Origin of the sequence: Silvibacterium acidisoli (assembly GCA_022870745.1) — a bacterium.
Taxonomy (GTDB): domain Bacteria; phylum Acidobacteriota; class Terriglobia; order Terriglobales; family Acidobacteriaceae; genus Silvibacterium.
The window spans coordinates 3,471,255-3,484,249 of record CP085323.1 but is presented as its reverse complement, the minus strand read 5'-3'; the positions used below and the strand labels follow the sequence as shown (position 1 = coordinate 3,484,249).

The following is a 12,995-nucleotide window of genomic DNA, read 5'->3' as shown; positions in this document are numbered from 1 at the left end:
TCTGACCAACCTATGCTTTCAGCGCCTGGGTGGAGCGTAGCTTTCTTTCGAGATGCCGTTCGAGCGACTGGAAGGCGAAGCGGCGCAGGTCGGCAGCTCGATTCGGCGGCCAGTCTTCGGAGACCAGCCCGGCGATGGGGGTGCGGAAGAAACGCCCTGCGATGGCGAGAGACTGAGGAGACAGGGCGCGGCTGGCGGGATGGCTGTGGTCGCCGCAGACGAGCCCATCGGAGCCGGCGAGAAACCAGGCGGATTCATTGCCGAAGGGTCGTCCGCATAGGGTGCAGCGTTCTATGTCCGGCATCCAGCCCATGAGGCGGATCATCCACAACGCGAAGTAAGTTACGGGTAGCCAGATGGAGTCAGTGCGGGTGTGTTCGAGAACCGTCAGCGCCAGGCGAAAAACGGAGTCCTGCGGGTCATGATCCGGCAGGGTCTCTTCAAGCACTTCTGCATAGAAGGCGAGCGCGGCGGCGCGGCGGTAGTCGACTGGCTGGGAGAGCGGTGAGCTGAGGATCTCGCAGGAGTCGAGGCGGACAAGCTCCTGCCGTGGCTTCTCGACGTAATGGGCGACGACGTGGGTCATGGGCTCAAGTGCTCCGCCAAATCGGCGGCGGGACCTCGCCGCCGATTTGGCCATGCCTTTGAGCTTGCCCTGGTCGCGGGTAAAGAGCGAGACTATCTGATCGGCCTCCTGCACAGGCCAGGTGCGCAGAACGAGGGCTTCGGCCTGGTGGGCGATCATGATTTCAGGGTATCAGTGAACGATATGCCCTCAGGTGTGCATGATGCCTGGGGCGAAGATCTCTTCGCAGGTGAGATGCCGCTTCGAGAGGCCCTGCTCGAAGTGATAGCGGAGGAAAGTGTCGATGGTCTTCCGGTTCGCTTCAAGACCGTACGGCCACCAGTCCTCGCCCATCAGGGAAATGTTTTCGTCGAGCAACCTGCTAAGCCATGGCACCATTGTCGCCATGTTGTTAAAGACCATTCCCTTAATCTGCTGTTGCCGTATTGCGTCCTTGGCTTCGCAGAAGCCTTTGTAGACAGCCTGCATGAGTTCCGGCTGCATGGCGAGTTCCCGGCGGACCGCGACCAGGTGCATGATGGGAAAGATACCGGTACGCTGGAAATATTCGCGCTCCGTGGCTTCGTGATCGGCGAATAACCGCGCGACTTTGGGCGACTTGTCGAGATAACACTTCGGCACATCCGCTGCTATAAGTGCGTCGATCTTTCCCTCTTCCAGCATTTTGCCAAGATCGGTGCCCTGGGGAGCGAAGGTCACGTCCACATTGGCCGGATGCGGCTGCGGCACGAAGTCTACCGGTTTCATCGGCCAGTCGAGGCTACCGATGATCCAGCGGCACTGATCGGGAGTGACTCCGAAATCGTCTGCCAGGATGCCCTTTGGCCAGACGCCGGCGTCGTGCCCATACATGGCAAACTCGCCGATGGTCTTACCTGCCAGATCTTCGGGCTTGCGGATGCCGCTGTTCACGTTGACATAGATCGCGGAGTGGCGAAAGCAGCGGACGAGCGGAACCGGCAGGGCGAGGAACGGCGGGTCGTCGAAATCCATGGTGCGCAGGAAGTACGACAGTCCTAACTCTGCGATGTCGAAAGCTCGATCGCGGACCATGGCCTCAAAGACTTCGGTTACGATGCGGTAGCTCTTAAAGGAGGCTTCAACACCTTCGATTTTGATGGAGCCGTCGGCGAGATTGCGAGTGCGATCGTAATCGCCGAAACCGATTTTCAATTTTGAATTGTTCATTGCCATATCTCCTGGGGTCCAGATGCTTGAGAATGACGTTCTCTTTATCTGATGCGCGGACTGGGCAAATAGTAAATGTATTTATTATTGAAGGGCAGATTCTTTCGTACTCGTACGCCAAGCCGTCTAGGATCAATTGCATGAAGAACAGGACAAGCGCTCTCAACGAGATCTTCCAGACGGTCTCTCTTGGCGCACCGGAAAAAGCTGTCGGCTTTGTGCTGTGGCGGGTGCTGCATCGCTATATTCGTGAGATCGATCGCGCGCTTGAGCCTCTGGACCTGACGCATCTGCAATTCACCACTCTTGCGATGGCGGGGTGGCTTGGACGAAGCGGTGAGCCGGTTACGCAAGCTGAAATAGCGCGTGCTGGAGAGATCCATGCGATGCAGGTTTCACTGATGCTCAAGAGTCTTGACGCCAAGGGACTGATTCAACGGACGCGTAGCCCTGCCGATCCGCGAGCCAAGCATATTGTGTTGACCGCCGCAGGACTGCGCTCGCTGCGAGCGGCGCTGCCCGTTGTAATCGACGTGCAAAGCCGCCTGTTCGGTGAAACCGGCGGACCGGGCGGCGACCTGCTGAAGGCGCTGCTGCGTGTTGAGGATGCCTGCGAAGACTAGCCGCTTCGTTTGACTACTTTGAGTTTTTTCCTGACGGGAAGATCTTTACCGCCTGCGACACAATGAGAATCTGCGTCGCTGACCGGGCATGATTCTGCCAGCGAACAGCCGCAGCAGCCGGAATGGAAACGGCGTCTCCTTTTTTAAGGACCTGGTCTACGCCATCGAGCGTGAGGGTAACGGCTCCGGCAACGATGTAGGCGAACTGCTCACGCGCCGAGGCGTGGGGATGCTTGCCACTGCTGCCGCCAGGCGCGAGTTTTACGAGCATCGGCTCGAGTTGAACGTCGTGGCGTGAGAGCAGGCTTTCGATCTCAGCCTGCGACCATTCACTGCGAATGGCCGGACGTTCGCTGGAGCGGACGATTCCCGACTTCGTGTGCGAGCCGCTGGGCCGAAAGAGTTCGGCGAGGCTCATCTCGAGGGCACCGGCAATCTTTTCGAGCGATCCGATGGATGGAGACGCCAGTCCGTTCTCGACCTGCGAGATGAAGCTGGGAGAAAAATCCAGGCGAGCAGCCAACGTGCGCAGTGAAATACCGAGGCTCTCGCGCTTCTCCCTTAGGGCTTCGCCGAGATGACGTGCGGGCGCGTCTTTGGACTTTTTCTTTACTGGCATGCCGTTTTCATAGATCGCATGTGTTCATCTATACTGAACACATCGCCAATTTTTCGATTGGTCCGTCCTTTGCAATTTTTACTTCATCCGGCTTTGTTATGCACAAAGCGCTGAGGAAATTTCCGTGCCTGAATCGCCACGAATGACTGTACCTGAAATCAAGACGAACCTGCTGTCGGGACTTACGGTCGCCCTTGCGCTTGTGCCTGAGGCGATTGCATTTGCGTTTGTCGCGCATGTAAATCCGCTGGTGGGCTTGTATGCCGCCTTCATTATGTGCCTGATCACGGCGGCGTTTGGCGGGCGTCCGGGGATGATCTCCGGCGCAACCGGATCGACGGCGGTGGTGATGGTCGCGCTGGTGACAACGCATGGCGTGGAGTATCTGTTCGCGGCAATTGTGCTGGCGGGTGTACTGCAGCTTGTATTTGGCCTGCTCAAACTGGGCAAGTTCATTCGCATGGTGCCGCATCCGGTGATGTTGGGCTTTGTGAATGGTCTTGCGATCGTGATCTTCCGCGCGCAGCTTGGTCATTTGAAGTCAGATGGCCATTGGATGACGGGCTCTCCGCTGCTTATCATGCTGGCGCTGATCGCGGTCACGATGGTGATTATCTACGCGCTGCCGAAGCTGACAACGGCGATTCCCTCCTCGCTCGCGGCTATTGTGGCAGTAGCCTTGTTTACGATCTTTACCGGCCTGCATACGAAGACGGTCGGCAACCTGGCGTCAATCCACGGTGGATTGCCCAGGTTTCATATTCCCGCGGTGCCGTGGAATCTTGAGACCCTTAAGATCGTTCTGCCATATGCGTTCATTCTCGCGGGTGTCGGCCTGATCGAAACTCTGCTTACGCTGAACCTTGTCGACGAGATTACCGACACTCGTGGGCGCCCCAATCGCGAATGCCTTGCGCAGGGTGCTGCAAATATCACTTCGGGCTTCTTTGGCGCGATGGGCGGCTGCGCGATGATTGGGCAGACGATGATCAACGTGACGGCAGGGGCACGGCGCAGGCTGTCGGGCATCGTGGCTGGATTATGCCTGCTGAGCTTCATCCTGTTCGGAGCGCCGCTGATCGAGCGGATTCCGATTGCCGCGCTCGTCGGCCTGATGTTTGTTGTTTCGGAGAAGACGTTTGAATGGGCGAGCCTGCGCGTACTGGGCAGGATTCCCCGCGCGGATGCATTTGTTATTGTCGCGGTGACGCTGGTCACGGTCTTCACCGATCTTGCGCGGGCGGTGATTCTTGGGGTGTTGATTGCCGCCCTGGTCTTTGCATGGGAGCACGCGAAGCAGATCACCGCAACTACGAAGACAGGCGCGGACGGATGGAAGATCTACGAATTGCGCGGAAGCCTGTTCTTTGCGTCTTCCGCGCAGTTTCGAACGCTGTTTACTCCGGCCGACGATCCGGAAGATGTGGTCGTCGAGTTTCTCCATGCGAAGGTGATGGACCACTCGGCACTGGAGGCGATCGACGCGCTGGCGGAGCGCTACGCACGGATGGGCAAACGGCTGCACCTGCGTCACCTGAGTGTGGACTGCCAGCAACTGCTTGAGAAGGCACGCGGGGTGATCGAGGTGAATGTACTCGAAGACCCGCATTACCATGTAGCGGATAACCGGATAAGCTGACCGGGCCGCTCATTTTTTGCGGCTTGCATTTGCTGCCGGGTTGTTATCTACTGCGACCACTCTTCTGCTCGATTCTCTGACAACCCTTCGTGGAGGCATAACTCGTCGTGCTTACGCCAGCCATGCTAAAAAATTACGCTGCGGCATCCGCTGGCAGCGGGTCGGATGATCCGGAGTCGGTGCTTCCCGAGATCATCGAATACTTTCGCGATACGAATGCCGAGGGCCTGCGCCTTCGCGAGCGCATTGCCGATGCCGCCGCACTGGGAATGACGAGCGACCAGGCCGGCTTCCGGCGGGCATTCGCTGATATTTCCTCAATCCTTATTAACGAAATAGGCGATGCGAGGCAGCGGGCCTTGGCGATAGGCCGCTGGCGCACACTCGATGCCAGCTGGGTAGCCCGCTACGCGCGCGAACTGACCCAGGTGAGCAATGCGTGGGATGACCTGGAGCAGTTGTGGAATGCGCTGGATCCGGCAACGGCTCCGGTGGCCGAGCTGTTCCGGATCGGAAAGGCGAGCCTCGAGACACTCGATCAGCTGGTTTTCGTCTGCGCCTGCCAGACGATTCCTGACGAGCTGGACGAGTACCTGAAAAACTACCGGATCGGTACCAGCCTCGATTTTCTCGCAACATTTCGCGATCAGTTGCCAACCGACGAGGCCACGCTTAAGGTACTGGCCTGGCTGGCTCCGCAAAGCGTGGTGATCTCCGGGCTGGTGGACCTGAAGCATGCAAAGGTGATCAAGGCCGACCGGCGCGTGGGGCGGCAGATGCTGAGCGTGGTTGCTGTCGTTGTCGCCGTGCTGCTGGGCTTCGGCCTGATCGCGCTTTCTCTGTACTCGGGCAGCTGGCTTGGCTTCAGCCCCGATGCATGGCCCATCGGACGCGGCGAAGGCCACGCGCTGAGCTCGGCTTATGTGCTGGTGCTGCTGGGTGTGCTCGCGCATTGGATCCTCGACCGCGTGAAGCTGACTCGTAGCGGCGATGATGTAACTCCGTTCTCGGAGTGGCTGATGTGGATCCACGTCAACGAGGTGCCGATTGTGACGCGCATCGCCACCGTATGGCTCACGATTGCCCTGGGCATCGGCTTCCACGTGTACAAACTATCGGGCACGATTCAACCGGTGACGTTTTTCACTGCGGGGTACTTTCTCGACAGCACCTTCGATGCGCTGATCGGGCGGTTCAATACGTTTGTAAGCAGCAAGGATCCGGCAGAGAGGGGCTAATTATTTTGCTGGAATCTATTCGAAAGAGTATGTGGACTGTCTGAACCTGTAGACAGGGACAGTACGAATGACAGTAGGCCGACATACAGAGACCAATCTGGGTCGTCTTTCGCATGGGCAACAAACCGCACAGAACGTCAGCACATAACAATGCACTCCGGCGGCGATGGCAGAACGATAATCTTCGGCGTCGTGCGAGAACGATCTCCTCATGCAGATTCGAAATATCCCGGACCGCGATCGGGGATATTTCTATTGACGCTGTCTCTGTTTAGCACTAGGATGCGTCCGGCTGTTCGCAATCGTCTTAGGGTGCATTTCTCGGTTGAAGACGAAAATTTGGAAATCGCAAAGAGGAGGTCGAAATGTCTGCTTGGGACGACAGTCATTGGACAGGCTATAACGCTAAAGTGATCAATGTCTTCGCTGGCGGGGGCTCCGCGTGGATGGAGTTTACGTATGTGGACCTGGGCTATGTCGGGTGGCGACGTCTCCTGGGTGACACGGTTGAAGATGTTTCGCGCGTTTTCGATATTGCGACCGAAGCAAAAGGCAATGGCTTCCTAGTTGCGCTTCGAGCAACAGACTCCAGCGGTCCAGGTGGAACGGCAGAAATAACTGCCATACAGTCAGTGTGATCTTGGCAGGCAAGGAGTAACGAAATGGCGAACGATCCGAAGGAAGCCGAACGGCAGGGTCATCCGTTCGGTTACGAGCTCGCTGGGGCAAAGCGGCGCGAAGGCGTCGACTCGAAGGTTAGTTCGGCTAAAACCTTCGAAAGAGCAAAAGGGCATGGCAAATCCGTGCAGCCTTTCAGTACAGTTACGGAATCGCGTGTGGGCGAGTACTCGGGAATCGATTTGAAAGCACACCCGCCGGGCGGCAGGCTTCTCCTCGAGGATGCTGAAATCGGCGTTCATCCACTCATATCAGGCATGGTCGTGCGAGGGTAGAAATACCAAAGCGCAGCTGTGGATGTGCACCGATTCGCCACGTATTGGCAGCCACGAGTTCGATAGAGACGCAAGCATAGGTGACTGCCGTTGTAGCGATGCTGCTGGGCTTCGGCCTGATTGCGCTTTTCCTGTACCCGGGCAGCTGACTTGGCTTCAACCCCGATGCATGGCCCATCGGACGCGGCGACGATGTGACTCCGTTCTCGGAATGGCTGATGTGGATCCACGTCAACGAGGTGCCCATCGTGACGCGCATCGCCACCGTATGGCTGACGATTGCGCTGGGCATCGGCTTCCACGTCTACAAACTATCGGGCACGATTCAACCGGTGACGTTTTTCACTGCGGGGTACTTTCTCGACAGCACCTTCGATGCGCTGATCGGACGGTTCAATACGTTTGTAAGCAGTCAGGATCCGGCGAAGGAAAAAATCTAAGACATAAGGCTGTCGACTCAGTCCCTGTGTGGAGTTTTCGACGAGCCGCTGGGAGCAGTCGTGGCTGGGCTGTCGGGAAGAGCGGTTTTCCCGAACTTCGCATCGTAGGCTTTTGCAACCAGTTCTGTGATGTCGATCCCATTGTCTGCATACCAGACGATGGGATTTGCATCTGAACCTCGCTCGACAACAAGGGAATAGCCGTGCTGCCGTGAGTAGTCCTGAAGTAGTGGATACAGCCTCTGCGCCACACGCTGAAAAACCTTTTGCGAGTCCGACTGGGAGTCGTTTCTGAAGTCTTCAGCTTCCCTCTGAAGCTGCTTTTCTTTATTGCTCAGATCCTCGGCTTTGTTGTTCCGCTCGCTATCACTCAACTGGTTTTCGGCAGCGCTAAGCTGTTTCTTCTGCGCTTCCACAGCATCGTTCAACCTCTGAAGTTCAGCCTCTCTGGGCGCATACTTCGATTGCAATGCGGCCAGATCATGTCGAGCTTCGCCCGTGGCCAGCACAGCCGCACTGAAGTTCACAGTTGCGACTTTTACGAGACTTGCCTGAGCCGGCGCAAGTGTGCCTGCGGTTTGTCCTTGTGCGAGCGCAGGTATGAGCACAAAGCCGATCGCGATGGTCGAAAACCATTTCATGAGTGTCATGCCTCTTCTATTTATTTAGCGAAGTTGCCATGCATCGGAGCTGTAGATAATCGGAAACTCAGTTCTTACCAGGTTGTGACCCGAAGGATCTTCGTGGTTCAAAAATGCCACGGACAGTAAGCTTGAGCTGCAACGAAATACGGGATGATTCGCAGCTTCTGGTTTGCGCGGAACTGAGTTGAAGTCCAGGGCCGGAAAAGACTGACGAAAATTCAATACAGGATGAAACACACCCGCGGCGGATGGATGAGTGCTGACCGAACCAAGCGACGGCACTACTCCAGAATTGCCTCGTTTCTGTGTGAGCATGGCAGAGGAAAAGCCGCCATCACGGTGAAAACTCAACACGCGAACGCTCAGATGCCTTGTCCGATCCGCAGTCTGCGCTGCCTCATTTTGTATCGGCTGTACTGAAAGAGGTTCAGCCTGGCCTACTCGAGATGCAGCTGGCGCCAACTCTGCAGCTGCATCTTCCCGATTCAGGAAATTTCTGGACACTACAGTGGTCCAGCCAATCGAGAGGGCGGTGAATACTGTCATCGCAACAACAGCTTGACGCAGACGGACCGCCGAAGATTTGCAATTAGGGTTGCGAAGGGGAACGCCACTGAGAACGGCACGCCTGATGAATCGTTCACTCATGCCTGCAGGCGGCTTTTGCCCCCTGGCTTCCGCAGTAAATCGAAGAAAGAGACGGCGACGAAGAGCTTCTAGCTCACCTGCCTGCCGACGGCACTCCAGGCAATCGTCCATATGTTCCCCAAGTTCGAGGGCTTCTCCATATGAGAGCTCGCGGGCACATGCCAGGGCTAAAAGGCGTTCGTAATAGCTGTGTTCAGCGATCATGATTTCCTTCCGGTCGTTCTGGGGACGACTGCCTGCGCCACTCCCAAGGCTTTTCGCAGCTTATCCAGCCCGCGGTAGAGGTTATGCCTGACGACGCGAACACTCTCGCCGGTTCGAGCTGCGACTTCATCGGCCGTAAGCCCTTCCCTATACACCAACTCAATTGTTCGTTTCTGGCGCGGCGAGAGTAAACGCAAAACCTGTTCAACAAGGATGGCGTTGTCAGCAACGGGGTGCGTCGCGCAGCCGGCATGGCAGAGCTCGTCATCGTAAGTATCTGTGTCAAAGAACCGGCTGGACATTTGGGTGCGGCGGCTATTGAACATGCGCTGATAAGCAAACATCATCAGCCAGCTTTTGAAAGAAGCTTTAGCAGGGTCGAAGCGCCGGATCGCACGGTAGACATCCAGAAAGACTTGCTGGACTGTGTCTTCGGCCTCGGCATCGTTGCGCAGGATGCGGCGGGCGATGCAGAAGACGAGCGCGCCATGCCGCTTGAATAAAGCCGTCAACGCATCGGCATTGCCCCGGCCCAGCTCAGCGGCGAGCTCTTCGTCAGAGAGAAATCGATTACGGAGCTGGCGTAGAAACGACGTGCTGGATGGTGGGTCCGACTCGAGACCGGGACAAAGCTCAATTCCCGAAGCAAGTGCGTCCCCCTCTGCTCGAACACCGCGCCAGATCATTGTTGAGCCTCCGACCGTGTATGCACAGCCCGGGAATCAATTTTCCCATCTCCGCCGACTTTTTTTCAGAACGGCGATTTAAACGGCGGCGGTCGCGGCGGTCCCGATCAAATGACCTCTCCTGCTCCAATTTCGTCACCCGCCTGGCAGGCCTTTCACGGGGGATCATTTCCGAACAGCATCTTCGGCATTCTGCGGCGCACCCAATGTGTGTAGCAGGAGCAGGGTCGATCTGGACGAAGCTAACAGCATAGTTTAGCGATAAATATTTTCCATGCGTAGAATTAGTTTTGGTTATACCTGTAGGGCCTTTGGAACGGCTGGATTTAGTCTGGAAGTGCGCGTGCCAACCTTGATTCGACCCCAGTCAGCAGCTCTCCTTTGTGAACTGCAGGAAATCGCGGTGTGGCTGTGTTTGATCATTCAACTGAAGGAGATCCATGTCGACTGAACTTCGTAATTTTCTGTCGTTGTCGTATGAAGAGCTGGAAGAGCTCAACCTCAAGGCCAAAGAGCAGCGCAAGCAGCGCGTGGCCGCGGACAAGATCCAGGAAGAGCGCCTCAAGTATCTGACGGACCAGAAGGGCATCAAGGCCGTCACCGTCATGTTCAGCGACCTCGAAGGCCGCCTGCACACGCTCGATTACGACAAGAAGTTCCTGGTGAAGAGCTTCGACAACCTGACCTTCGACGGCTCGTCGATCCGCGGCTTTACCGCGCAACGCGAGAGCGATCTTCGCCTCGGCATTGACTGGAGCGCCTTCTACTTTGCTCCGGCCGATATCTTCGGCGCCGGCAAGGCCCTGGTCTTCGGCGAAGTGATCGACAAGAACGGCTCTGCCTACACCGGCGACATGCGCGGCGTGCTGAAGTCTTTCGCAGCAACGCAGTTCAAGGACAACGGCTACAACCTGAATGCCGCGAACGAGATTGAAGGCTTCCTGTTCGAAGGCGTCGACGCCGAGAAGAAGTTCCCTGAGAAGGGCCGCTTCGACTACGTAAACACGGGCGGCTACTATCACTCGCTGCCGGGCGATCCGCTGCGCACCTTTATTGACTCGGTTGCCGAGATTCAGCGCGCGATGGGCTTCGAGAACGAGAAGGACCATCCGGAAGTGGCTCCTTCGCAGTTCGAGATCAACTACACCTACGGCGACGTGGTGACGGCTGCCGACCAGATCCAGCTCTACAAGCTGATCTGCCGCCAGGTGGCGACGCAGATGGGCATGACGGCGAGCTTCCTGCCGAAGCCGGTTGTGGGCGTGAACGGCAGCGGCATGCACACCAACATGTCGATCACCAAGGAAGGCAAGAACCTGTTCTGGGACCCGAAGGGCGAGGAAAAGCTCTCGAGCTTTGGATGGGACTTCGTCGACCGCATTCTGACGCACGGCAATGACATCTGTCTGCTGATGAACTCGAGCGTGAACTCGTATCGCCGCCTCGATCCGCACTTCGAAGCTCCGAACCAGATCAAGGCTTCGGCTGTTGACCGCGGCTCGATGGTCCGTATTCCGATCGGCAACGAGAAGTCGTCGCGCGTCGAAGTACGCTCGGTGGCTCCGGATGCGAACCCCTACATGGTGCTGTACTCGATCTTCAAGTCCGGCCTCGACGGCGACACCGCGAAGCTCGAGAACCTGCGCCAGGCAGAGCGCTACCTGCCCGACAACATCTACACGGCGATTGAGAACTTCCGCAACGCCTCCTGGACCACCAAGCTGCTCGGCGAAGACGTCAAGGCTCGTTTCGCAGACCTCAAGCAGGCTTCGGCCGACCGCTGCCCGCGCCTCCTGGGCACGTTCGTAAAGCCCTCGGAAGTCCAGTTCCACCACGAGGTCTACAACCAGTTCCTCTGGAACCAGTTCTAGGACTGGCCGTCCAGGCGTTCGCGCCTTTGGCGCCTTCCTTGCTTGTGTGAAGGATCCTGGCGCTTCCTTTGGTCGCGATCTTTGGTTTGCTAACAGAAATGCCCCGGTTTTCCGGGGCATTTCTGTTCTTGCTTCCTGGGTGGCCCATTCAAGCCGCTTTTGGCTTGAATGGGCCACCCGGTCTACTCTTCTTCGGCGAGGAGGGACTCTATGAACTCGGGTGCGAGGCGGTAGCTTTCGGCTTCGTCTCCGTATTCGTCGGACTCTTCGAGGCCGCCTTCTTCGACGAGATATCCGATCACCTGGTGCAGGAATGGATAGTCCTCTGGATCGAAGCGTGGGATGTTCTCGTGTTCGGCGTCGAGCAGTTCATCTTTGGGAAGCACGGCGAAGCCGGTTATGGAAGGATCGCGCTTCAGGGCTTCCTGCAAGGACTCCCACAGGCGATTGGCGGTTTCGCCGGCTAACTCTTTGGATGATTTCTCGGAGTGGGGCTGTTTCATAGGCTGATTCTACAAGCCTGGCAACGGATGGACTCGTGCCTCAGGAGCCGATGCCCCCTTTTATTCGCTGGCCAGGCGGCACTGCTGAAGCCGTCCCCTTTCACAAGCCCGCTCCATCCGGTTCGGGTACCCCAAGTCTCGCTTTGAGACATGGGATTCGGTCTGTTTCCTGCCACTTGTCTGTTGGGTTGGAGATCGAGGCCCCACATCTCAGAAGCGAGATGTGGGGCACCCGCGTTTTCGTGGAATGGCGGTATTCGTTACTGCTGAATCGTGACACCTTCGGGGATGACCGCTACCGTCACCACCATTTGCGTGGAATCGGTGAGCTTGATGTCCTTCTTCTTCTGCGTCAGCGTGCCGGAGGTGGTTTCCTGCGCGGAGTAGGCGGAGGTAAGGCCGTCAATCTTCTTGAGCGATTGCGAGCCGTTCGAGCTGCCGGTTCCTACGTTGAGGATCCACGAGCGGATGGGGATCTCCTTGCCATTGACGCTGATCTTGTCGAAGGTGAGAGTGGCTTTGGAATCGGACTTCTTTTCTGATGGGGTGATGGAGTCGATGTGGCCTTCGAGGATCGATCCCTTGGCGACATCTGTGCCGTCATTGAGCTTGGCATCATTGAGGATGGTCAGCTTGACGGCGTCGCCGGCCTTGGAGCTGCTGGCATCCACGCTGCCCTGGACGGAACCAACATAGTTGACCATCTGGATCTTGGGCGGGCCATCCTGCGCGCAAAGAATGGATGGGGCGGCGAACAGAAGCATAGCGGCGATGGCGGGGAGAAGTCGGTTCTTCATCGTACGGTTCCTTTTCATTTCTGCTTAGATTCAGGGTAAAAGGAAAAGCGCAGCCGAGGGGCTGCGCTTTTGAGCAAACTTGCAGGCGGCAGTTTAGCGGCCGTAGTGATTGGCTGCCTTGTCGGCGAAGCTGACCCACTTTTCCGGAAGGTCGTCAGAGGCGAAGATGGCCGATACCGGGCAGACCGGAACGCAGGCTCCGCAATCGATGCACTCGACGGGATCGATGAAAAGCTGTTCCTGCTCGGCATGCCCAGCTTCGTCCTTCTTTGGATGGATGCAGTCCACCGGGCAGGCATCGACACAAGCCGTATCCTTGGTTCCAATGCAGGGTTCAGCAATTACGTAAGCCATGT

At 57.2% G+C, this 12,995-nt stretch carries 16 protein-coding genes; 7 read left to right on the top strand and 9 right to left on the bottom strand.

Translation table 11 applies throughout. The annotated features are described in order from the left end of the window. Positions 1-10: 10 nt before the first annotated feature. The gene (gene recO / locus LJD29_RS14565; RefSeq protein WP_446742272.1) at positions 11-745 is read right to left on the bottom strand and encodes a DNA repair protein RecO; all 735 of its coding nucleotides are present in this window, start codon (positions 743-745) and stop codon (positions 11-13) included. Positions 746-775: 30 nt separating this feature from the next. Further along, on the bottom strand, positions 776-1,774 hold the full coding sequence (locus tag LJD29_RS14560; RefSeq protein WP_446742271.1) for a 4,5-dihydroxyphthalate decarboxylase: 999 nt from the start codon (positions 1,772-1,774) through the stop codon (positions 776-778). A gap of 140 nt (positions 1,775-1,914) precedes the next feature. Here LJD29_RS14560 and LJD29_RS14555 point away from each other — a divergent pair, with 140 nt between their 5' ends. Beyond that, the gene (locus tag LJD29_RS14555; RefSeq protein WP_446742270.1) at positions 1,915-2,397 is read left to right on the top strand and encodes a MarR family winged helix-turn-helix transcriptional regulator; all 483 of its coding nucleotides are present in this window, start codon (positions 1,915-1,917) and stop codon (positions 2,395-2,397) included. Positions 2,398-2,410: 13 nt separating this feature from the next. Here the strand turns inward: LJD29_RS14555 and LJD29_RS14550 are convergent, their stop codons facing one another. Further along, positions 2,411-3,016 carry a helix-turn-helix domain-containing protein gene (locus LJD29_RS14550; protein WP_446742269.1) on the bottom strand — a complete coding sequence of 202 codons (606 nt, stop codon included), beginning with the start codon at positions 3,014-3,016 and terminating at the stop codon, positions 2,411-2,413. Between the two features lie 142 nt (positions 3,017-3,158). On the opposite strand from LJD29_RS14550, the gene LJD29_RS14545 reads away from it, so the two are divergent. From LJD29_RS14545 to LJD29_RS14525, 5 genes are all read left to right on the top strand, one after another. Further along, positions 3,159-4,655 (top strand): SulP family inorganic anion transporter, encoded by a 1,497-nt coding sequence (locus LJD29_RS14545; RefSeq protein WP_446742268.1) that lies wholly within the window; start codon positions 3,159-3,161, stop codon positions 4,653-4,655. A gap of 107 nt (positions 4,656-4,762) precedes the next feature. After that, a complete protein-coding gene (locus LJD29_RS14540; protein WP_446742267.1) occupies positions 4,763-5,893 on the top strand; it encodes a hypothetical protein in 1,131 nt (376 codons plus the stop codon). 365 nt (positions 5,894-6,258) lie between these two features. Next, positions 6,259-6,531 (top strand): hypothetical protein, encoded by a 273-nt coding sequence (locus LJD29_RS14535; protein WP_446742266.1) that lies wholly within the window; start codon positions 6,259-6,261, stop codon positions 6,529-6,531. A gap of 24 nt (positions 6,532-6,555) precedes the next feature. Further along, positions 6,556-6,846, top strand: a complete 291-nt coding sequence (locus tag LJD29_RS14530; RefSeq protein WP_446742265.1) for a hypothetical protein — start codon at positions 6,556-6,558, stop codon at positions 6,844-6,846. Between the two features lie 194 nt (positions 6,847-7,040). Then, entirely contained in the window at positions 7,041-7,286 is a 246-nt protein-coding gene (locus tag LJD29_RS14525; protein WP_446742264.1) for a hypothetical protein, read from the top strand. A 17-nt stretch (positions 7,287-7,303) separates the two neighbouring features. Here LJD29_RS14525 and LJD29_RS14520 read toward each other — a convergent pair whose 3' ends face one another. Genes LJD29_RS14520 through LJD29_RS14510 form a run of 3 tightly spaced genes read right to left on the bottom strand, consistent with a single transcriptional unit; the run spans position 7,304 to position 9,468 of the window. Continuing rightward, positions 7,304-7,936, bottom strand: coding sequence for an OmpH/Skp family outer membrane protein (locus LJD29_RS14520; protein ID WP_446742263.1), 633 nt, complete (start codon positions 7,934-7,936; stop codon positions 7,304-7,306). A 15-nt stretch (positions 7,937-7,951) separates the two neighbouring features. Next, positions 7,952-8,782 (bottom strand): anti-sigma factor, encoded by an 831-nt coding sequence (locus tag LJD29_RS14515; RefSeq protein WP_446742262.1) that lies wholly within the window; start codon positions 8,780-8,782, stop codon positions 7,952-7,954. Beyond that, the gene (locus LJD29_RS14510) at positions 8,779-9,468 is read right to left on the bottom strand and encodes an RNA polymerase sigma factor (RefSeq protein WP_446742261.1); all 690 of its coding nucleotides are present in this window, start codon (positions 9,466-9,468) and stop codon (positions 8,779-8,781) included. The genes LJD29_RS14515 and LJD29_RS14510 overlap by 4 nt, the downstream gene beginning before the upstream one ends. A gap of 440 nt (positions 9,469-9,908) precedes the next feature. Here LJD29_RS14510 and LJD29_RS14505 point away from each other — a divergent pair, with 440 nt between their 5' ends. After that, the gene (locus LJD29_RS14505; protein WP_446742260.1) at positions 9,909-11,339 is read left to right on the top strand and encodes a glutamine synthetase family protein; all 1,431 of its coding nucleotides are present in this window, start codon (positions 9,909-9,911) and stop codon (positions 11,337-11,339) included. Between the two features lie 182 nt (positions 11,340-11,521). On the opposite strand, the gene LJD29_RS14500 is transcribed toward LJD29_RS14505, so the two are convergent. The 3 genes from LJD29_RS14500 to LJD29_RS14490 form a co-directional block, all read right to left on the bottom strand. After that, on the bottom strand, positions 11,522-11,842 hold the full coding sequence (locus LJD29_RS14500) for a hypothetical protein (protein ID WP_446742259.1): 321 nt from the start codon (positions 11,840-11,842) through the stop codon (positions 11,522-11,524). Between the two features lie 260 nt (positions 11,843-12,102). Next, positions 12,103-12,639: a hypothetical protein gene (locus LJD29_RS14495; RefSeq protein ID WP_446742258.1), complete on the bottom strand. Its 537-nt coding sequence runs from the start codon at positions 12,637-12,639 to the stop codon at positions 12,103-12,105. A gap of 93 nt (positions 12,640-12,732) precedes the next feature. Further along, positions 12,733-12,993 (bottom strand): 4Fe-4S dicluster domain-containing protein, encoded by a 261-nt coding sequence (locus tag LJD29_RS14490; RefSeq protein WP_446742257.1) that lies wholly within the window; start codon positions 12,991-12,993, stop codon positions 12,733-12,735. Between the last annotated feature and the right edge of the window lie 2 nt (positions 12,994-12,995).